The 18989-nt window shown below is 54.7% G+C and carries 30 protein-coding genes and 1 tRNA gene; 22 read left to right on the top strand and 9 right to left on the bottom strand.

The annotated features are described in order from the left end of the window. Positions 1-93: 93 nt before the first annotated feature. The 4 genes from F6V30_RS14220 to rsmD all read right to left on the bottom strand — a co-directional run bounded on the left by F6V30_RS14220 (position 94) and on the right by rsmD (position 2659). Entirely contained in the window at positions 94-1263 is a 1170-nt protein-coding gene (locus F6V30_RS14220) for a PilZ-like domain-containing protein (protein ID WP_151157618.1), read from the bottom strand. 52 nt (positions 1264-1315) lie between these two features. Beyond that, positions 1316-1507: a DUF1858 domain-containing protein gene (locus F6V30_RS14215; protein ID WP_149309393.1), complete on the bottom strand. Its 192-nt coding sequence runs from the start codon at positions 1505-1507 to the stop codon at positions 1316-1318. Between the two features lie 106 nt (positions 1508-1613). Next, positions 1614-2099 carry a pantetheine-phosphate adenylyltransferase gene (gene coaD, locus F6V30_RS14210; RefSeq protein ID WP_149309391.1) on the bottom strand — a complete coding sequence of 162 codons (486 nt, stop codon included), beginning with the start codon at positions 2097-2099 and terminating at the stop codon, positions 1614-1616. Further along, complete coding sequence (gene rsmD / locus F6V30_RS14205; protein WP_151157617.1) at positions 2096-2659, bottom strand: 16S rRNA (guanine(966)-N(2))-methyltransferase RsmD; 564 nt, start codon at positions 2657-2659, stop codon at positions 2096-2098. Before rsmD ends, coaD begins: the two co-directional genes overlap by 4 nt. Before the next feature lie 182 nt (positions 2660-2841). Here rsmD and F6V30_RS14200 point away from each other — a divergent pair, with 182 nt between their 5' ends. Further along, on the top strand, positions 2842-3777 hold the full coding sequence (locus F6V30_RS14200; protein WP_191965714.1) for a tetratricopeptide repeat protein: 936 nt from the start codon (positions 2842-2844) through the stop codon (positions 3775-3777). Between the two features lie 178 nt (positions 3778-3955). Then, positions 3956-4032: transfer RNA gene (locus tag F6V30_RS14195), tRNA-Arg, on the top strand. A 191-nt stretch (positions 4033-4223) separates the two neighbouring features. Here F6V30_RS14195 and F6V30_RS14190 read toward each other — a convergent pair. The 4 genes from F6V30_RS14190 to F6V30_RS14175 all read right to left on the bottom strand — a co-directional run bounded on the left by F6V30_RS14190 (position 4224) and on the right by F6V30_RS14175 (position 6916). Further along, complete coding sequence (locus F6V30_RS14190) at positions 4224-5441, bottom strand: tyrosine-type recombinase/integrase (protein WP_151157615.1); 1218 nt, start codon at positions 5439-5441, stop codon at positions 4224-4226. Beyond that, entirely contained in the window at positions 5438-5806 is a 369-nt protein-coding gene (locus F6V30_RS14185; RefSeq protein WP_151157614.1) for a hypothetical protein, read from the bottom strand. Before F6V30_RS14185 ends, F6V30_RS14190 begins: the two co-directional genes overlap by 4 nt. 89 nt (positions 5807-5895) lie before the next feature. Further along, on the bottom strand, positions 5896-6228 hold the full coding sequence (locus tag F6V30_RS14180; RefSeq protein WP_151157613.1) for an outer membrane protein assembly factor BamE: 333 nt from the start codon (positions 6226-6228) through the stop codon (positions 5896-5898). Positions 6229-6583: 355 nt separating this feature from the next. After that, a complete protein-coding gene (locus F6V30_RS14175; protein ID WP_151157612.1) occupies positions 6584-6916 on the bottom strand; it encodes a helix-turn-helix domain-containing protein in 333 nt (110 codons plus the stop codon). Positions 6917-7045: 129 nt separating this feature from the next. Between F6V30_RS14175 and F6V30_RS14170 the strand changes: the two genes are divergently transcribed. From F6V30_RS14170 to F6V30_RS14150, 6 genes are all read left to right on the top strand, one after another. Next, positions 7046-7234, top strand: a complete 189-nt coding sequence (locus tag F6V30_RS14170; RefSeq protein WP_151157611.1) for a hypothetical protein — start codon at positions 7046-7048, stop codon at positions 7232-7234. Beyond that, the gene (locus F6V30_RS17175; RefSeq protein ID WP_191965713.1) at positions 7231-7386 is read left to right on the top strand and encodes a hypothetical protein; all 156 of its coding nucleotides are present in this window, start codon (positions 7231-7233) and stop codon (positions 7384-7386) included. Before F6V30_RS14170 ends, F6V30_RS17175 begins: the two co-directional genes overlap by 4 nt. Positions 7387-7660: 274 nt before the next feature. Next, positions 7661-7930 carry a hypothetical protein gene (locus F6V30_RS14165; protein WP_151157610.1) on the top strand — a complete coding sequence of 90 codons (270 nt, stop codon included), beginning with the start codon at positions 7661-7663 and terminating at the stop codon, positions 7928-7930. Then, complete coding sequence (locus F6V30_RS14160) at positions 7927-8193, top strand: hypothetical protein (protein ID WP_151157609.1); 267 nt, start codon at positions 7927-7929, stop codon at positions 8191-8193. The genes F6V30_RS14165 and F6V30_RS14160 overlap by 4 nt, the downstream gene beginning before the upstream one ends. A gap of 73 nt (positions 8194-8266) precedes the next feature. Then, on the top strand, positions 8267-8497 hold the full coding sequence (locus F6V30_RS14155) for a hypothetical protein (protein ID WP_151157608.1): 231 nt from the start codon (positions 8267-8269) through the stop codon (positions 8495-8497). Positions 8498-8566: 69 nt separating this feature from the next. Continuing rightward, entirely contained in the window at positions 8567-8899 is a 333-nt protein-coding gene (locus tag F6V30_RS14150; RefSeq protein ID WP_191965712.1) for a hypothetical protein, read from the top strand. Positions 8900-9111: 212 nt separating this feature from the next. Here the strand turns inward: F6V30_RS14150 and F6V30_RS14145 are convergent, their stop codons facing one another. Then, positions 9112-9741, bottom strand: coding sequence for a putative RNA-binding protein (locus F6V30_RS14145; protein WP_151157606.1), 630 nt, complete (start codon positions 9739-9741; stop codon positions 9112-9114). Between the two features lie 93 nt (positions 9742-9834). Between F6V30_RS14145 and F6V30_RS14140 the strand changes: the two genes are divergently transcribed. From F6V30_RS14140 to F6V30_RS14080, 14 genes are all read left to right on the top strand, one after another. Further along, on the top strand, positions 9835-10443 hold the full coding sequence (locus tag F6V30_RS14140; RefSeq protein WP_151157605.1) for a DUF6745 domain-containing protein: 609 nt from the start codon (positions 9835-9837) through the stop codon (positions 10441-10443). A gap of 69 nt (positions 10444-10512) precedes the next feature. Beyond that, the gene (locus tag F6V30_RS14135) at positions 10513-10854 is read left to right on the top strand and encodes a hypothetical protein (protein ID WP_151157604.1); all 342 of its coding nucleotides are present in this window, start codon (positions 10513-10515) and stop codon (positions 10852-10854) included. Continuing rightward, positions 10847-11548 (top strand): ERF family protein, encoded by a 702-nt coding sequence (locus tag F6V30_RS14130; protein WP_151157603.1) that lies wholly within the window; start codon positions 10847-10849, stop codon positions 11546-11548. Before F6V30_RS14135 ends, F6V30_RS14130 begins: the two co-directional genes overlap by 8 nt. Next, the gene (locus tag F6V30_RS14125) at positions 11548-12168 is read left to right on the top strand and encodes a lambda exonuclease family protein (RefSeq protein ID WP_151157602.1); all 621 of its coding nucleotides are present in this window, start codon (positions 11548-11550) and stop codon (positions 12166-12168) included. The genes F6V30_RS14130 and F6V30_RS14125 overlap by 1 nt, the downstream gene beginning before the upstream one ends. Continuing rightward, a complete protein-coding gene (locus F6V30_RS14120; RefSeq protein ID WP_151157601.1) occupies positions 12165-12554 on the top strand; it encodes a recombination protein NinB in 390 nt (129 codons plus the stop codon). The genes F6V30_RS14125 and F6V30_RS14120 overlap by 4 nt, the downstream gene beginning before the upstream one ends. Positions 12555-13169: 615 nt before the next feature. Further along, entirely contained in the window at positions 13170-15680 is a 2511-nt protein-coding gene (locus tag F6V30_RS14115) for a DNA methyltransferase (RefSeq protein ID WP_151157600.1), read from the top strand. After that, positions 15677-16318 carry a DNA cytosine methyltransferase gene (locus F6V30_RS14110; RefSeq protein ID WP_218043333.1) on the top strand — a complete coding sequence of 214 codons (642 nt, stop codon included), beginning with the start codon at positions 15677-15679 and terminating at the stop codon, positions 16316-16318. Before F6V30_RS14115 ends, F6V30_RS14110 begins: the two co-directional genes overlap by 4 nt. Before the next feature lie 36 nt (positions 16319-16354). After that, on the top strand, positions 16355-16534 hold the full coding sequence (locus F6V30_RS17170; RefSeq protein ID WP_191965711.1) for a hypothetical protein: 180 nt from the start codon (positions 16355-16357) through the stop codon (positions 16532-16534). Positions 16535-16582: 48 nt separating this feature from the next. Beyond that, entirely contained in the window at positions 16583-16834 is a 252-nt protein-coding gene (locus F6V30_RS14105; RefSeq protein WP_151157599.1) for a hypothetical protein, read from the top strand. A 32-nt stretch (positions 16835-16866) separates the two neighbouring features. After that, entirely contained in the window at positions 16867-17319 is a 453-nt protein-coding gene (locus F6V30_RS14100) for a RuvC family protein (protein WP_151157598.1), read from the top strand. Continuing rightward, positions 17316-17594, top strand: coding sequence for a DUF968 domain-containing protein (locus F6V30_RS14095; protein WP_191965710.1), 279 nt, complete (start codon positions 17316-17318; stop codon positions 17592-17594). The genes F6V30_RS14100 and F6V30_RS14095 overlap by 4 nt, the downstream gene beginning before the upstream one ends. Positions 17595-17750: 156 nt before the next feature. Next, the gene (locus F6V30_RS14090; protein ID WP_151157596.1) at positions 17751-18167 is read left to right on the top strand and encodes a hypothetical protein; all 417 of its coding nucleotides are present in this window, start codon (positions 17751-17753) and stop codon (positions 18165-18167) included. Beyond that, positions 18157-18474 (top strand): hypothetical protein, encoded by a 318-nt coding sequence (locus F6V30_RS14085; protein ID WP_151157595.1) that lies wholly within the window; start codon positions 18157-18159, stop codon positions 18472-18474. Before F6V30_RS14090 ends, F6V30_RS14085 begins: the two co-directional genes overlap by 11 nt. After that, on the top strand, positions 18471-18896 hold the full coding sequence (locus tag F6V30_RS14080; protein WP_151157594.1) for a hypothetical protein: 426 nt from the start codon (positions 18471-18473) through the stop codon (positions 18894-18896). Before F6V30_RS14085 ends, F6V30_RS14080 begins: the two co-directional genes overlap by 4 nt. Positions 18897-18989 lie beyond the last annotated feature (93 nt).

The raw sequence follows: 18989 nt of genomic DNA, 5'->3' as shown, positions 1-18989 counted from the left end.
CGGGAAGGCTTTTCGGGGACTCTGGGCATAAAAAAACGCGAGCCGGGACGGTATCCGTCCGGGCTCGCGCCGCGTTCACGACAGGATCAAAAATTATTTGAACCTCTCCAGGTACTTCCTGATCCCCCCCTCGAAGATCTCTTCGATCTCGTTTTTGGGGTGCCCCTTGGCATAATGCCTGAAATAATCGGCGATGAGCATGGTGATCAGCAGAAAGACGAGGGCATAGACAAGTCGCCTGCCGAAGCGGCCCCAGTTGAACCGGGACGCCTCATCCTGTTCTTCCCCCCCTACCGGACGGCCGTCACGGAAGATGAACTGTTCGCGCAATTGGCGTATCCGCTTGAGCTGGACGTTTGAAATGTGGCTGATGATGGCGTCCCGATCCCGCTCGTCGATAAAGACGAATTGCAGGCCGGTATTGAAGTATTCACGGTCATTGCCGGCGGCGAAATTGCGGTTGGCGGTGATGACCCGCGCCACGATGTCCACGATGCGGCGCGGCATGGGGACAAGGATTTCCAGCAGCACATAGACGCCGCTTTCAAACTGCTGGTGGGTGATGATACGCACGCCGCCGCCGCTGATGTTGGCGGCCAGCGGTATAATGGTATCCCATGAGTCGGCCGGGGCTTCTTCCCCACCCTCGGGCTCTTCGCGCTCCTTTTCCAGCCCGTCGCGCTCCGCTTCCCCCTCATATTCTTCGTCATGTTCCCCGTCGTGCTCTTCTCCCTCGTCCTCATCGACTTCTGCTTGTTCGAGCCGCCGCTCCGGAGGAAGTTCCGAACGCCCCAGCAGCAGGTTGCTGTCCCAACGTTTGTTCCTGAGTTCGGCATCGACGGCCTGACGCTGCTCGCGGCGCTCCACCCACTCCTGCTTGAGAATGTCCACGTTCTGTTCAGAGGAAAGGTAGTACTTGATCGGCAAAAAAGCATCGATGCGGTAGAATTCCCGCAGTTCGTCGGAGACGATCTCGCCGATCAGGCGGAGAAGTATCTCCCGGGCAGGACCTTCGGCAACGATGATGGCCCGGCAACTGTAGCCGCTGTCATCCTTGCCGCCGCGCAGATCGAGGATCTGCCCGACGTGGAGGGAAGCGCCGAGGGGGAGTTGATCGCGGGAAAGCTGGAGGGAGACGAAATCCTCGTCGATCTCGAGAATTATGGCCCAATCGCGGAACACGCCGGCATTCGCCAGGGGAATGCCGACGTTGACCTTCATGCCGGCGGGGAAATAATTGGCGTAATTATCAAAATCATTCATGGGGTGAAATCCGCCAAGGAAATAACCTGCCGGTGATCGTGAGCCGTGGTATTCATTCCAGAGATTTGTTCAATGCTTCGATAAGTTCGGCGATGGCAACCTTGTGAACGCCGGCCCCATGCTCAACGGTTTCCAGATCGGCGATCTGGCATTCGTAACAGTCAAGATGATAGCGCTGGAATACCGACACTGTTTCGGGGTGCTGTCTGATAATATCGGCGATAATCATGTCCCGTGTGATCATGGTACGCACCTCGCTTGCTTGCAAAAAAGGATGGGCTTTGGAGCGCCTGGGTCGTTTTGCTTCGTTGCACGCTTGGTTCCGTTTGGCACCGCCCATTGGCGGTCGTTCACTCGAGTCCGAATTTTGCCCTGAGGGCGGCCTTTACTTCCGGCGGCACAAACCGGTCGATGTTCCCGTTCAGCAGACAGACCTCCTTGACGATGGAGGAGGAGAGATAACCGTATTGCAGCGATGTCATCATGAACAGCGTCTCGACGCCTTGGCCGATCGTGCTGTTCATCTGGGCGATCTGAAACTCGTACTCAAAGTCCGAGATGGCGCGCAGCCCCCGGATGATGACATGTGCCCGTCGTGAGGACACATAATCTATCAGAAGGCCGCTGAAGGTGTCAACAACCACCCGCGGTTCCTCCCTGAACACATCGCGGATCAGGGCGACCCGTTCGTCGATGGAAAACAGGGGGTTCTTCTGGGAGTTGGCGGCCACCGCCACCACCACCTGATCGAAGATCTTCAAGCCGCGGTTTATGATATCCACGTGGCCGTAGGTGATGGGATCGAAGGAACCGGGATAGACAGCGATCTTTTTCATGCGTCCTCCAACATAAAGAACTCCAGTGCCGTGTCACCGTAAACCCGGCGATCGCACTTGATAAGCGTCCCGACCCGTTCGGGCAGGGGCTTGCGCGCCGCGCATTCCACGATCAGCACCCCGTCATCCGCCAGCAGGGACAGGCCGCCTACCGCCTCCGGCACGGTATCGTAAAGGGCAGAGGCGTAGGGGGGATCAAAGAACGCCACATCGAAGCGCCGCCCTTGTGACGCCAAGAGACGCAAGGCTTTGAGACAATCGAAGGTAAGGACCTGAGACCGGAAGGCAAGGCCGGTGGCCTCCAAATTTTTTTCCAAAACCGCCTGTACGTGCCTATCATGCTCCACAAAACAACAAAAGGCCGCCCCCCGGCTGAGGGCTTCGATCCCCAGGCTCCCGGTTCCTGCACAGATATCCAGCACTTGGGCCTCTTGAAGGTCGCGACGGCTCGAAACGATGCTGAAAAGTGCTTCACGGACCCGGTCGGCTGTAGGACGGGTTTGCATCCCTCGGGGCGCCGCAAGCTTCATTCCCCGCACACTACCCGCAATTACGCGCATTTCCGGCGTCACCTTTCCTGTATACTCTATCTGCCGAAAGCTACCTTAAAACAGTATAGGCGTCAAGTCGGAAGCACTCCAGGCAAAAGATGAAACGCCGCGGAAAAAACAGTTGAAAACAAACCATGCTCCAGTACAATGGCGCAGTCGGGCCTATCCTTGAAAATGCCGGGGAATTCAATGTGAACAGAGGACGAGCACTACCATACCGTTTCGTGCGCCTCATGGTGCTGGCGGCCTCCCTGGGCGTTGTTCTTCAGGGAACGGCGGCGGCGATCCAATGGCGCCCCCTGGCCCGTACGGCGCGCCATGACGTCGCCGTTGACATGGATTCCCTGAAACTGACCCCCCTGGGCAGGGTAACCGTCTGGCTGCGGTTCACCCCCTTGGGCGAACCGCAGCGCAAACTGGCTGCCGGCGAATATGGCGAAAAACAGTACCGCCTCCACCTGGAATATTACGAAATAGATTGCAGCGAACAGACGGATGTTCTGGAACTCATCGACATCATCGGACCGGACGGGAAACGATTGGCGAGAATGAAGGGGGGAGGCCCGCTGGCAGCCATCTTCCCCGGCTCGGCTCTCGACCTGGCCGCCAAACAGGTCTGCCCGTCATTTGAGGATGAAACCGTTTCGGACGATGAGGTGGAAACGCCGGACAGCAACGACACGGAGGAGGCCAGTACGCAACAGGTCCCTGAAGAGGTACGCGCACGTATTGCCGAGGCACTCCAGAAAACACAAAAGTCACCGGGCAATCAGGCAGCCTGGCGCGAACTGGGAAATGCCTATTACGACGGCGACCAACCCCAGCAGGCCATTGAGGCCTACGACCGGGCACTGGCGCTCGTCCCCGACGATGCGGACATACTCAACGACCAGGGGGCTATGTACCGCCAGTCAGGCGATTTCACGCGAGCCCTGGCAAATTTCGAGAGGGCGCTCAAGATCGCGCCCTATAACCTGGAAAGCCTGTATAATGTCGGATACGTCAATGCCTTCGACCTGAACCGCATGGACAAGGCGCGGGAGGCGTGGCGCCGTTACCTGGAGCTGGACCGGACCAGCGAGACCGCTCTCCAGGTTCAGGGGTTCATCGAACGTTACGGGAAATAAATCACCATCGCAGTGGGTGGTAAAAACCGGGCAACGCAATCATTTCCGCGCTGTTGCCAATTTTGCATCATGTGATATCTTAGGGCTTTCGAATATGCAGGTGCATGACTCACCACGTGCCATCCTGATACCTGGAGCGACCATCAGCATGGCGGTTCAGTTGTCATAATCTCAGTATGCGCCCGTAGCTCAGCTGGATAGAGTCCCTGGCTTCGAACCAGGTTGTCGGGAGTTCGAATCTCTCCGGGCGCGCCACTTAAACCATCGTTTTTACGGTGGTTTTTCTTTTAAAAAAGGCCAGCAGAAAACCTGTTTATCAATTTTAACAAGTATTATGCATAGTTAGATAAAATGAACGGCCACAAGGGTTTACCCGCTTATGATCGCCTTTCGATTCGTACAAGCACGTCGAACAACTTACACTCTTTTTTGCACTCTGAAACAGATTATCTGTCGACCGAAGACTGAAAAAACACCCCCTCGAATCGGTCTATTTCCTTTTTTTTATGCTCAACGCAAAGGTGTCCGTAGCGGTCCTTAGTGATCTGGATTGAAGCGTGATCAAGCAGTTCCGAGAGTGTAGCAAGGTCGCCGCCGTTCATCAGGAAGTGCGAGGCGAAGGTATGCCGCAGGGTATGAAAGCACACATCTGAAAAGTCGGGCTTTCCCTCCTTCTGCAATTTTTTATTGCATGCCTCCATTAGCTTTTCCCAGCTGGTTTGCATATCAGCCATGTGCTGGCCCTTCCGCGTGGGGGATTGAAACACGAAGGGGCTGATTTTCTTTTTCGCTTGGAGCTTGCGCCATTCGGTCAACAGCACAGAGATTCCCCCCATCAACGGGGCCACGAACACCCGGCCCGACTTCATATCTTTTGGCTGAAATGTGGCAGTGCGGTTAATAAAATCGATCTGCCGCCATTCAAGCCCCATAATCATACCATGGCGCCAGCCAGTAGCGAGGGCAATCTGAATCGCCAGTTTCAGGTGCGGGGCAGTGCAGTTGTCCAACAGTACTTTGGTTTCCTCTACGGTGAGGAACCGCAGCCGCTTATTGTTGTAGTCTGGCATTTCCATCTTAGCCAAGTCGGCGGCCACGGCATGGAGTTCGGGATTTGTCCGGGCAGAGTGCCAACCGCACTGCAACGAATACATCCGTTTCAGCAGCTTGACAGTCTCACACACGTATTTTGTTGATAGAGTGCGGGAAAGTTCGGTGATCATATCCGCAACCTGCTTGACGGTAATGGATTGCAGGTCGTCGTTTAAATGGTTGTCGAGATGGCGCAGACAGAGGTGGTATATTTCCCGCGTCTTGAATGATAGGGCGTATGTATCGTCTTTCTCGTTGAAACGGTCAATCCAGTCTGAAAAATCTTTCTTGGCAGACTCCCAGGTAATGGGTTTTTCTTCCCCCGGCAGTAGAGCCCCGCGGCGGACAGCATCCTTTGCTGCGTGCAGATAATCTATTGCATCTTGTCTGCGGCTGGAAACGGCCTTTACAGACGTTTTCCCGTTTCGGGTAATACGGACATGCCACTTAACGGACGGTTGCATCCTGACGCGGCATTTAGGACATTCCTGTACGGCTTTCCCTGTCGCGTCCGGTGTCCATTTTCTACAATTGGGGCATACCAGTTTTTTAAACACTGATTTGTCGTTCATAACGACCTCACCATCTCCGCTACAAGCTTGCGCTTGGCATCATCCAGCTTTCGTATTTTTTCAATAAGATCCTGCTCATCCCGATTTAGATCAATAGGGGCAATCAGCTTTTTGAGGATGGCCGTTTCGGCAGCTTTCTTCGGCGCATCCTTCGCGTACTGGTCTAAAACCGCCACTACTTGGGCATTCGACAAACCGAGGCAGTGGGCCAAATAGGCCAGAGTTGAAGCGTCCACAACCGCATCTCGGTATAAAACAGCATTGGCTGTTTCCATGGTTTTTGGAAATTTGGAAGTTTTGTGCCAGTGTACCGTTGATGTGTCCATTTTGCGGAATGCGTCCTGTAGTGGTTTATAAGCCTTCATGTAACCCTCCATTTTCCTGTCATAACAGACAACTTACCTGTCTTGAAAGACATTAAACAACATAACTTAACGTTGTCAAGCATATTTTTTTAATGCATTACAAAAATGCCTCGTTTTTTAACTGCGTCGAAAATGCTATTTTCCTGCATGTCTTCTGGTAGGGGGGCGATACTGACAAGGTGATCATCCTTGAATCCCACGGCGTAAAAATTATCGCTACGGCCAAAGGCGTCGTCATTCACCTTGAATATCAGGTATCTCATATTGTCCACCAGCGAGGCGCTGGTGGGCTTTCCCAGTTTCTGGATTACTTCCTGGCTGGTCATGCCAGGGGCAAGATCCGTGGTGGTCATGTGCGGGCCACATCCGGCAAGGATGATGGTCAAAGCAGCCAACAGCACCAAATTCATTGGCTTCAACATAAACGCCTCCTTTATTTTTACCGGCTCATGCTGTATATACATACGTTATGCGCCTCAAGACCGAGCCCGTACAGGTCAGATTCACTCCCATGGAAAAGGCGGATCTCGAAAAAGTTGCTAAAGCGTATTCAATGAACCAATCCGAGCTGATACGCTGGCTTGTATCGAGAGAAGTCGCCCGCCTGTAATCCTGCACAAAGCCCCTCCCACTCTCTTTTTTACTTTCATGTAATGCCACATGGCATTACATTGGTTACCTCAAAATAATAACCATACTGCCCCATGTGGGCCTATTCTGTCAGGCTTGTATGCTACAAAAAATACCATCTTGCACTTAGGAGGCGGATTGTGTCTGCTAAACGTGATCTGATGATTTTTTTGGTTTCTCGTTACGGCTACGATCAAGGATTGCTTGTGCTTCGGCATCAGATAGACCTTTTACGAGATCAACCAGCTCCCGGGCCGCAGGAGAAAGAGAGAACATACCCCCCTTGCCCGTCTTAACCCAATCTTCGGACACCCCAAGCGCCAGGCAGAAAATTTTGATGAACTGGGGAGTGATCCCTACTCCGCCATTTAATATTTTGCTTACTGCCCCCTGAGTGTATCCAGTGATATCAACAAGTTCATTTCTGGATATCTTACAGGCTGCAATCGCCTGTTGTATCCGGTCGTAGACGCTTTCCATAAAAATTCCTTGATATCTTCTTTTTTATTATTGACAGGTCGTTTCCATAGGAATATACATAAAGCACAAATTCACAATAACACATTCTGAACATATTTCTACCAAACGAGTTAAAAAGGGGGTGATCAATTGATTGATTTAGTAGAAACACGAAAACGTTTCGATGAAACCGGCCGCAAAATGGCAACATGGGCAAAACAGCGCAATTTTGACCCGGTACGGTTTCGAAACACGCTGAATGGTACAGTTAAAATCAACCAGGAAGAAATCAATGCTCTCAAGGAAGACAATTTACTTGTGGAAAGGGGCAGCGTGTGAACATTGAAGCACTTATCAGTAAACTTGAGGCGCTTAAAACTATTCACGGCAAAGATATTGAAGTTTTGATCAACCACACATCGATGATAGAGCCGCAGCATATCCCCGCTGATAATGGTTGCCCTGCGTACATTTCATTGGAAAGCGAGTAGATTATGGCAAGAACAGAAGTGCAGAAAATAACCCTGACACAGTTTCAGAACATGGCCCGGGCCAGATCGGGAGCAGTGGCCCACCTGTACGGGCTTGCCCCTCGATATCTTTCGTTGGAATGTCTGCGGGGCAATGTACCAGGGGCCGTCAAGCGCGGAGGGGCTTGGTGGGTCACTCCCGATGGCATGGGCCGACTGTTCGGAGACAAGAAGCGGAAAGCGTAGCGCTATTTTTTTACCTTGTGTAACAGGTATTCTGTTGGAGGCGACAGACATGAAAAGCCAAATGCTGCAAACCCTCGACCGCCGCACCCGCCGGCAGACGGCCCGCGAATACGCCGAACAACTCCGGGGCCTGTTAATCCTGATCGCCCTCGTCGTCTCCTGTGGCACTATCTGCTTTTGCTCAACCGAAGATGCCCCGGTGCTGTCCCCGCCCTCGTCGCTGGCGAAAGCAGCCACCCATGACGAGGCTGAGACAATCCTCATGCACACCCGGGAGCGGAAGGACCGGGCGGAGATGGAAGCGAGGGTACGGCGATGAGCTACGCAGAAGACATCTTCAATAAATGGCTGCATTCAGACCAAAGCACTTCCAACGCTATGGAAGAGCTTGTGGCTTACGCCAAAGGGCTTGAGCATCAGCGGACCACCTTGCGGGACCAGTTTGCCATGGCGGCGCTGGCAGCAATTATCCCCCTCTGCCCAGACGACTCCCGCGGGAATCATTGCCAGGATGCTTACGCTTATGCAGACACCATGCTGGCCGCCAGGGGGCCCAATCCGAAAAATATTGAACGCCCATGACCACATTTATCGTCTTTGGGGTTTGTTGCGGTATCGCGGCCCTGATCGTCTGCATGGGGAGGATGAACGGACGATGATCGCAAATATCACGTACTTCGACGTGCCTCTGGTGGTCGAGTTCGAGTTTACCCCGGCGGACCGCGGCACAAAAGATGGTTACGGCCTACCGATCACGCCAGACAGCCCGGCGGAAATCGACATTGCAACGGTGAAGCACAACGACGGGGATATCACGGAGATGCTGTTGCAGAACCAGCTTGACGGGATCGAACGACAGGTGTGGGCGTTTCTGGCGAAGCAATAGAAAAGCCCCTTTGCAGGGGGGCCACTCCTGAAACGGTGATCGAAGGGATCACAGAAAGGTTACAAGCAAATGGCTAAAAAAACAAGAGTAATTCGACACGGGGATTTAGCGCTGGTGAAAATCGACAAGTTACCGGAAGGGTTACAGGCGGCCTCCACTCAAACCCTTATGCAGGGCAGCGGCGGTAATAACCACGATGTCCGCAATGGCACGGTGTACCTCAAGGGTGTTGACCAGTTCGTCTTTGGCTATCTGATGGCCACTACAGGTTGCACGCTCCTGCACCCGGACCATGGCGCGGGGAAAGGCGCCATCAAGACCGCGAAGCTGCCTGCGGGTGTTTACGAGCTCCGCCGCCAGTTCGAACACAAACATGAGTCCATGACCCAGGTCGTCGACTGAAAGGAACCGACATGCCAATTCGTATCGATAAATTGACGGAAAAACAGAAGGCCGTAATGCCAGCGTTCGCACAGGAATGGATCAATATCGGTCTCAAAACCGGCGAAACCGACTGGGCTACTTTCGACAAACACATGCCGATTTGCTACGAAAAAGCCGGCCTCCCATACCCGTCCCGCGTGATTCGGGTTTCCTCCCCGCTCGTTGGCGCTTTAGCCGCAGCAGTTGCTGAGGGGATTTGGCGTAAACGCCGCGCAAGCGGCGTTTACGCGGTCGGTGGCGCGGTCCGTGACGCGGTCCGTGGCGCGGTCGGTGTCGCGGTCGGTGGCGCGGTCGATGTCGCGGTCCGTGGGGCGGTCGATGGCGCGGTCGGTGTCGCGGTCCGTGACGCGGTCCGTGACGCGGTCGATGGCGCGGTCCGTGACGCGGTCCGTGACGCGGTCGATGGCGCGGTCCGTGACGCGGTCGGTGGCGCGGTCGATGGCGCGGTCGGTGTCGCGGTCGGTGGCGCGGTCGATGTCGCGGTCGGTGACGCGGTCGGTGTCGCGGTCGGTGACGCGGTCCGTGACGCGGTCGATGTCGCGGTCGGTGTCGCGGTCGGTGACGCGGTCGGTGACGCGGTCCGTGACGCGGTCGGTGGCGCGGTCGGTGTCGCGGTCGATGGCGCGGTCGGTGTCGCGGTCCGTGACGCGGTCGATGTCGCGGTCGGTGACGCGGTCCGTGACGCGGTCGGTGGCGCGGTCGGTGTCGCGGTCGATGGCGCGGTCGGTGTCGCGGTCGGTGACGCGGTCCGTGACGCGGTCGATGTCGCGGTCGGTGGCGCGGTCGGTGGCGCGGTCCAATCAGCTGCCAATATTGCCAATAAAGCCGGAGTCTCGATCTCTTGGCATTACTGGATCGGTGGCCAGTTCTGGGTAGGCGGATGGTGGTGGGGCGTGGCCTTCGTCGCTTTTTTCATGGATGTCTGCAAGCTCAAGCTGGCGAAAGATATTGTAGATCGCGCTACCGCTTATCGCAAGGTCTGCGAATCGGTCAACTATATCTGGCCCAATCGGGACTTCGTTATGGTCTGCGCCCGCCCGACCAGGGCTGAAAAGGATAATCAAGGTCGCCTGCACTCATTATCAGACATGGCGATCAAGTACCCTGATGGATGGGGTCTGTACTTCATTCATGGCGTCAGGTTCGACGATGTGAACCTTTGGAGATCAATCTCCGACGGGTCAATTTCCGCTCCTCAGGTATTCGCAATCGACAACATGGAACAACGCCGGGTAGCGTATGAGGTGATGGATAAGTCCAAAATGGCGGGGTTGGATGGTTTGGAGGTAATCCACGAGGTCGCAGATGACGGCCACGGATACCCCATGCGGATCGTCAGTTTCAAACTGCCGGGTATACGGCAGCCGTTCCGTTACCTGAATTGCCATTGTCCCAGCGGAGGCCGGGAATACTATCTTGAAACTCAGGAAAAGGACTGTTGGAAGGCGAAGGCGGCGAGTTTCGGACTTCCTGCCGATGTGGAGTGGTCTGCTGAGTACTAAAAAAGAAAGAGCCGCTAGCACGGCTCGATCAACAACAGTGACTTTGGAGGTCACGAAGGAGAATACCACATGAACGTAATTTTGCAACCCTCAAGACCAACGCATGCGATAGAGGAGCGAATCATCGTAGATGGGCGGGATATTGGTCGGATTTATCCTGGCAATGATGACCCCGATAACCGTTATGGATGCCAACTTAGTTTTCAGGTCGGGGAATACATCAACTGTCACGGTCACGGCCCGACTAAATATTTAGCAGTCCAAGCAGCCATCTACTCCGCCATTTGTGCTGCACGCGATTTGAACGATCAAGCCGCCGCGCTTATGGGCATTGATAAAGAAATCGCTCACCTTGCCGAACTCAACGCCGGGGATACGGAAGAGCCGCAGAAGGAGGCCTCGAATGGATAATGAAATAACCACGATACCGGCAGCATCAATCACACCGATGGACCTAATCGTGAGAGCGCAGCATTCGAACGCGAGTATTGACCAGATGCAGCAGCTTTTCGACCTGCAACTTCGCTATGAGGCGAATGAGGCGCGGAAAGCATATAACGATGCCATGGCAAATTTCCGGGAGAAAGCCCCGGCGATTGCCAAGACTCGTACCGGCCACAATATCAAATATGCGGGCCTTTCGGAGTCCATCGAAGCCATACAACCTTTGCTTTCTCAATTCGGCCTGTCCCACCAATGGAAGACACGGCAGGACGGTAACCTTATCACCGTTGAATGCACCGTCACGCATCGTATGGGGCATTCGGAGTCAACCAGTTTGTCCTCTTCCCCTGACACTAGCGGCAGCAAGAACGCAATCCAAGCTATCGGGTCGACGGTCTCCTACCTCGAACGCTACACCCTCTATGCAATCCTCGGGCTCTCAAGTCGGGACATGGACGATGACGGCAACGGGGCCGGTAAAAAAGATGACGCCCCGATTATCACCGAGGCCCAGGCAAGCGACCTGCTCACCCTGATCGAGAATGTGGGGGCGGACGTGGCAAAATTTTGCGTGTACTGGAAAATTGACGCCGTGAAGTATCTCCCCGCTGCCAAATTTGCCAGTGCCGTAAAGATGCTCGAAAAGAAACGGGGGGCGTGATGGATATCCAGCAGGGTACGCCCGAATGGTTTCAGATGCGTCTCGGCAAGGTCACGGCCTCCAAAGTGGCTGACGTAATGAGCAAGGGACGGGGCAGCGCGGAATCGGCTGGGGTTCGGAACTATCGGGCGCAGTTGGTGTGCGAGCGTCTCACCGGCGCTATGGAGGAAACCTATACCAATGCCGCCATGCAGCGCGGGACCGAGTTGGAACCGTTCGCCCGTGAGTGCTACGAGTTTTTGAAGGGCGTCACGGTGGAGCAGGTTGCCTTTATCGATCACCCAACAATCCCGATGGCCGGGGCAAGCCCGGATGGGCTGGTGGGGGATGATGGGCTGGTGGAGATCAAATGTCCAAACACGGCAACGCACATTGATTACCTGTTGGGCGGTGAACCTCCCGCTCAATACATACCGCAGATGACATGGCAACTCGCCTGTACTGGCCGGAAATGGGTGGATTTCGTTTCCTACGACCCGCGCTTGCCCGAAGAAATGCAATTGTTCGTTGTGCGTTTCCGCCGGGATGATGGCGAGATTCAGAAGATGGAGGCCGCCGTTGTCGCTTTCAACTCTTCCGTTGACCAGATGATTGCCGACCTCAGGGCGCTGCGGGCATGAAGCAGAAACTCACCATATCATCCGAGCCCCTGCGCCACCGGGCCATCGAGATCATCAGGGCACTCCCCTTGGATGTTGCCCATGACCTCGATATCCGGGAGCATAAGACCACTCGCAACCTCGAGCAGAACGCCCGGATGTGGGCCATGCTCACCGACATATCAGAGCAGGTTGACTGGTACGGGCAGAGGCTGACCAAAGAGGATTGGAAGGACGTATTCACCGCCTCGCTGAAGCGTTTAAAGGTTGTACCCGGCATAGACGGTGGTTTTGTGGTTATCGGGGCGCATACGTCCAAAATGAGCGTTTCCGAGATGTCGGAACTGATCGAATTTGCGATGGCCTTCGGGTGCCAACACAACGTGAAATGGAGGGATTACGAATAATGGATTGCCCACATTGCAAAGGGAGGAACGGCTACCGCCTCATAACGATCACTCCGGTGCCGTCCTCCCTCGTAAGGATAAACGACCACGCAGCACCATTTGTCTCAGCATACAGTTGCATCTACTGCGGCCACCATGAGGAACTATTTGCAGATCACCCCCGCATGGAAATCCCCATCTTGCCCCGGCCGGAAATGTCTTTAGCCCAGGTCGTACGGGAGCATTTTGAGGACATAACAACGATGCGGGAAACAGACCCGTGGCCCGACATCTGCCAATGGGTAAAAGCCAAGTTTGGGATTATCTGCTCCCCTCAAACGCTGACGAACACGTATTGCACCCATAAAACCATGATGCGCAAGTCTCTGGAAAGGATGGCGGCATGAAAGGGCATTACGACCGCAAGCCCCGCAAGTTGACGCGGGAACGATTAATAGAGTTGTCCGGCATGCTGCAATCTGATGTCCGGGCTGAAATAGGATGTAGCAAGTCCGCTTTGATCACAGCTATCAAGCGCGAGGGTGTGAGGCACCTTTTCCCGACGCGTAGTGAGGCGGCGGCGATCTACAGGGCCGGGTATTGCGATACCCCCATGCGGCAGATGGCGGGGCAGATATGAGCGACGCCTACCTGGACTTCCTCAAGAGCAAAATAGAAATCGCCCAAGAGAGCGGTTTTGAAGTCCCTGACTCTGCCATATCTCTGGTGCTCAAACCTCACCAGCACGCCGCGGTAAAGTGGGCGATCCGTGGTGGGTGCCGGGCACTGTTCGAGTCGTTCGGCCTGGGTAAATCCATTCAGCAACTGGAAATCTGCCGCATCATCGCACAGCACGAGGGCGGCCGAGCGCTTATCGTTTGCCCCCTCGACGTGCGCCTGGAGTTTGCCAACGACGCCCATAACCTGCTCAATCTCCCGACCCGGTACGTCCGCAATATGGCCGAGATCAAAGCATCAACCGAGCAGGTACTGATCACCAATTATGAGCGAGTGCGCGACGGCGATATTGACCCGAGCTATTTCGCCGTCACCTCCCTGGACGAAGCATCAATCCTCCGGTCGTTCGGTTCGAAAACGTATCAAGAGTTTCTGCCAAAGTTCGCGCAGGTACCGTACCGGTTCGTTGCTACGGCCACTCCTTCGCCCAACCGGTACAAAGAGTTGATTCATTACGCCGGGTACCTGGGGGTGATGGACACCGGGCAGGCCTTGACCAGATTCTTCCAGCGCGATAGCAGCAAGGCGAATAACCTCACGCTATACCCTCACAAAGAGGATGAATTCTGGCTGTGGGTGTCAACCTGGGCGCTCTTCATCACCAAACCCTCTGACCTTGGCTTTGACGATGCCGGTTATGACCTCCCGCCGATGGATATCCGGTATCACGAGATCAAGGTGGACCATGCCGGCGCCGGGGCCGAGCGCGACGGGCAGATGAAGCTGTACCGGGATGCCAGTTCCGGTGGCTTGCCGGCGGCCGCCAAAGAGAAACGGGACAGTATGGTTCAGCGCATTGCCAAGGCCGCTGAGATTATCAACGAGGCGCCGGATGACCATTACCTGATCTGGCATGACCAGGACAGCGAACGTGACGAGATCAAACACACCATTGAGGATGTGGCTATCATCACCGGGACTGGAGACTTGGAAGAGCGCGCCGAACGTCTCCATGATTTTGCCAACGGCATAATCCCCCGCATGGCTACCAAGAAAAGCATCAGCGCTGCCGGGGGGAACTTCCAGCGCCACTGCCATCGGGCAATATTCGTCGGCATCGATCACAAGTTCCACGATTTCATTCAGGCCATCTACCGAATCTATCGTTTCATGCAGCCGAACCAGGTCCGCATCGACGTGATCTATACGGAATCCGAGCGGGCCATCCTGGAGGACCTGAAACGGAAGTGGACGCAGCATGACCGCATGGTCGAAAAGATGATTGCAATCATCAAAAAATACGGGCTGTCGGCCGCTGGGAAAGAGGGCGTCCTGCAGCGTCACATAGGAGTAAAGCGCGTGGAAATCAAAACCGACCTTTTTACCGCGGTCAATAATGACTGCGTTGAGGAAACCACCAGGATGCCGGACAACAGCGTCGGCCTGATCTGCACCAGCATCCCGTTCGCCAACCATTACGAGTACACCCCCTCGTACAACGACTTTGGCCACACCAGCGGCAATCCTCATTTTTGGGCGCAGATGGATTTCCTCACCCCGCAGTTGCTTCGGATACTCCAGCCGGGCCGCATTGCCGCGATCCACGTCAAAGACCGCATCCTGTTCGGCAACACGACCGGCGACGGCATGCCGACCTGCGATTCCTTCCACGAGGAGACGAGCCTGCACTTCCAGCGGCACGGCTTCAAGAAGATCGGGATGATCACTGTGGACACGGACGTGGTGAGGGAAAACAACCAGACCTACCGCCTGGGATGGACGGAACAGTGCAAGGACGGCTCTAAAATGGGAGTGGGCTGCCCGGAATACATCCTCCTGTTTCGTAAACTCCCTTCTGACAAATCCACCGCCTATGCCGATGTGCCGGTGGTGAAGAGCAAGGAGGAATACCCATGTTCCAGGTGGCAGTTGGATGCTCATGCTCACTGGAGGAGCTCCGGGGACCGGTTGCTCACCCCTGACGAGATTGCCGCGCTCCCCATCGACGGCGGGGCCTTCCAGGCGGCCTACCGCAAGTACAGCCGGGACAGCATTTACAATTACCACGAGCACCTGGCCATGGTGCAGCGCCTGGAGGAAAGCGGCAAGCTGCCAAAGATTTTCATGGTGGCGGCGCCAGCGTCAATCAACAGCGATATTTGGGACGATATTAACCGCATGCGGACCCTCAACACCGCTCAAAGCATGAAAGGGCGGCAACTTCACGTCTGCCCCCTGCAGTTGGATATCGTGGAGAGGATCATCACCAGGTACAGCAACAAAGGCGATGTGGTCATGGACCCGTTCGGCGGCATCATGACGGTGCCGTACATGGCCCTCAAACTCGGGCGCCGGGGGTACGGCATCGAACTGAACCACGATTATTTCCGGGACGGCGTCGGGTACTTGAAAGCGGCCGAGGAAGAGATGGCCATGCCCACCCTGTTCGACTTCATGGAGGCGGCGTGAAACTTCTCGATTTATTTTGTTGCCAAGGCGGGGCGGGAATGGGCTACCACCGTGCCGGATTCGACGTGACGGGCGTAGATATCAACCCACAGCCCCGCTACCCCTTTCGATTCATTCAGGGGGATGCATTGGAATATTTAGCGGCCCACGGGCATGAGTTCGACGCTATCCATGCAAGCCCACCGTGCCAAGCATACACCGCCATGAAGACAATGCCAAAATACAAAGATGGGCATCCTGACTTTGTTGGTGCGACCCGGGGATTGCTCAAAAAGATAGGTAAGCCGTTCGTAATAGAAAATGTTCCGGGCTCTCCCCTCAAGGCTCAACTCATGCTTTGCGGGACTATGTTTGGGCTTGGCATTACAGCAGCAGATTTACAACGGCACCGTTACTTTGAAACCTCTTTTGATGTTGGGCTGGTGCCATGTTGCGACCACCGGAAAAGGGCGATAGGGGTATACGGCAATGCTGGCGGCAGAAGTTTGAGAGACGGCATTACTCAGTTCAGCACGGCGGAATGGCGCGAGGCAATGGGAATAGACTGGATGAACGGCAAAGGTCTGGCCCAAGCGATCCCGCCGGCATACACCGAATGGATCGGGCGGCAATTGATGGAGTATCTGAATACCCTGTAACCCAACCCCCGCCCTGATGGGAGAAAGGAGAAGAGAATGAGTAAAAGCCATGCAGAGGAAATTATAGCAGTGCTGTGGGTTATATCATCCGTTCTTGGATTTGGTTTTGGCTACATGATGTGGGGGTGGACGTTCGCATTTATGGGTGCTACCTCAACAATCGCATCTATCGGGTACGCGGTCAAAGAGGTCGGGCGCGAACGGCGTGGGGCTTGACCGCAAATATCCCAACGGTATCCCGTCAATATTTTAAGGAGAAATAATATGCAAAAGTTTGCGAAGCTTTTTGAAACGCAAGAGCACGGCCAGATACTCGTTAAACTTGATAGCGGGGATGATGGCGCACCTGAACTCAGATATTACTTTGCACCCGAAGGGTTGGGCGTCTGTTCCATGGCAATCAACGGGAAGGACACTGATAAGGGGTGGTCGGCTATGGCACAAGTTTTTGACGAGCAGACATCTGAAACGGCTTCTGAGGTAGTAGCTGATTTAAAAAGGCAGATGGGTATTTAACAATCACCCACCACGGCGGAAGGGGGAGAAGGATGATTATTTTGGGGATTGACCCCGGCATCAAGGGGGGCGTGGCGTGGTGTTGGGACAATGGAGAATCGGTCAAATCACATCCTATGCCAGCGACGCGGAAACAGCTTTACCAGCTTTTGAGAGACAACCTTGCCGGCGCAAAACTCAAGGCTGTTGTCGAGTCTGTCCACTCCATGCCGAAACAGGGCGTCGCCAGCACGTTTAAATTTGGTAAAGGGTATGGTGAGGTGCTTGGAATCCTCACGGCCCTTGGAGCCGAGATTATCGAGCCTACTCCGCAAGCGTGGAAGAAGGTGGTACTGGCCGGGACCGACAAAAGTAAGGACGCCGCAATACAGGTTGCGGAGAACCTTTACCCGGAGATCAACCTAGTGCCAAAGGGATGCCGAAAGCCCCATGACGGGATGGCCGACGCCGTATGTCTCATGCACTACGGGCGCACTCTGCCATGATGCTACCCAAAGACAAACCAGAACGCAGCCCGATGTATCTGTCCTTCATCCGCCGCCAGCCCTGCGCAATGTGTGGCCGCCTGGACGGTATCAATTCACACCACACCGAGGGCGGGGGCATGAGCACCAAGGGGAGCGATTTTAAGACCATCCCGTTGTGTTACCTCTGCCACCATAGGCTGCATAACCAGCATGGCAAGCGCGGCCCGTGGGGTGCTGATAAATTGGCGGAGATGATCGCAGGGTACAATGAGCGATTCAGGGCGCAGCAATAACCCAGTGGCAGATTTGCCACAAAATTAACAGCGGGGCAGCACTGAAGGACGCGCAGCGGTAGCGCAGGTAACAGGCATCCGTAGAGATGGCCCACATGATCTGATAGCCGGTATCAAGCCCGGCCCCCGCTAACAATTAACAGGATGGAGGAGACCATGCAGGAAAAGCCGACCGGATACATAGCGAGATGTAGATGCGGGGCTATTGTTGGGGCCCTTGATTATGGCCGCACCAACCGCAACGATGCTGGCAAAATATTGGGGAAGTGGTTAGCTGGCGGCAACACGGTAGAGCCAAGATTTGGCACGATTTGGATGGTAAAAATAGAGTCATGCGGCTGCGACAGCCCGACTCCCGCCGCACCGGAGGGGATGAAATATCCCGTTACCGTGACGTTAAATTTTGGTCTGGATACCCAAAATATCGAACATATCCAGTTGATAGAAAAACAACTAGATGTGGCGCTACTGTCATGCGGGTATGCACGGTCAACAAGTAGCAAAACCGGCGCCCAGGTGGTTTTTAACTATTTGCAATGCGGGATTATCTTGGAGGTACCCCATGAACAATAACGAAGAGTTGAAGGAAAGAGCAAGGGCATGGGTTCGGTCGAAATACTGTAACTCGATGGCGGTTCCGGAAGCCGACAAGATCATACAAGGTCTTCTCGCGGCCCTGGAAGCGGCAGAATTGGACGCTGAATGCAACCGGATACAGGCGGTTGACAGGGGCAATAGTTTTGCCGCCCTGCAAGCCGAGAACGCCCAGTATAGAGAGGCACTGGAAAGGATAGCCAAAATGGATGGAGAAAATTTCCCTATCGTGTTTGCAAAATGTGTCGATGCTGCCCGCGCTGCTCTCAAGGAGGTACAGGGGTGAGCGAAATAATGCTGGAAGCAGTTTTAAGGATGCCTATTGAGTTGTGGAACAATGGCCCAATAGACCAGATGCAGCGGCATTCCCGGTATATCCAGGCCGCTGACGAGATCGCCCGCCTCCGCGCCCAGGTATCCGAGCTTACCAAGGAGCGGGACGCGCTGAAACAGCAGTTATCACTCTTAGGACCCGTATGCGCAAAAATCGTATTACCGACTGACCCAGATTATATGCTGATGATGACAAAAGCCGATTACGACAAATCCCTTGAACAGGCCCGTCAAGAGACGGCGCGGGAGATCATCCAGTATATCATCAACCAAGGGACTGTACCCGACGCTATAGGATCAACGCATATTTACGATATCCAAGATTGCGATTTGGATGAGTTACGCGACAAGTACGGCATTAAGGAGGACGTATGACCGGCAAGGGCCAAGAAAGCAACAAAGATGTATTAACCCGGTTGGCAAAAGGTCTTTCAAAATTAGGGTATTCGTAAAAAGTCGTTGACGCAT

The organism is Oryzomonas sagensis (genome assembly GCF_008802355.1).
Lineage (GTDB): Bacteria > Desulfobacterota > Desulfuromonadia > Geobacterales > Pseudopelobacteraceae > Oryzomonas > Oryzomonas sagensis.
The sequence above is the reverse complement of the archived record's forward strand: the minus strand, read 5'-3'. Positions and strand labels throughout refer to the sequence as shown.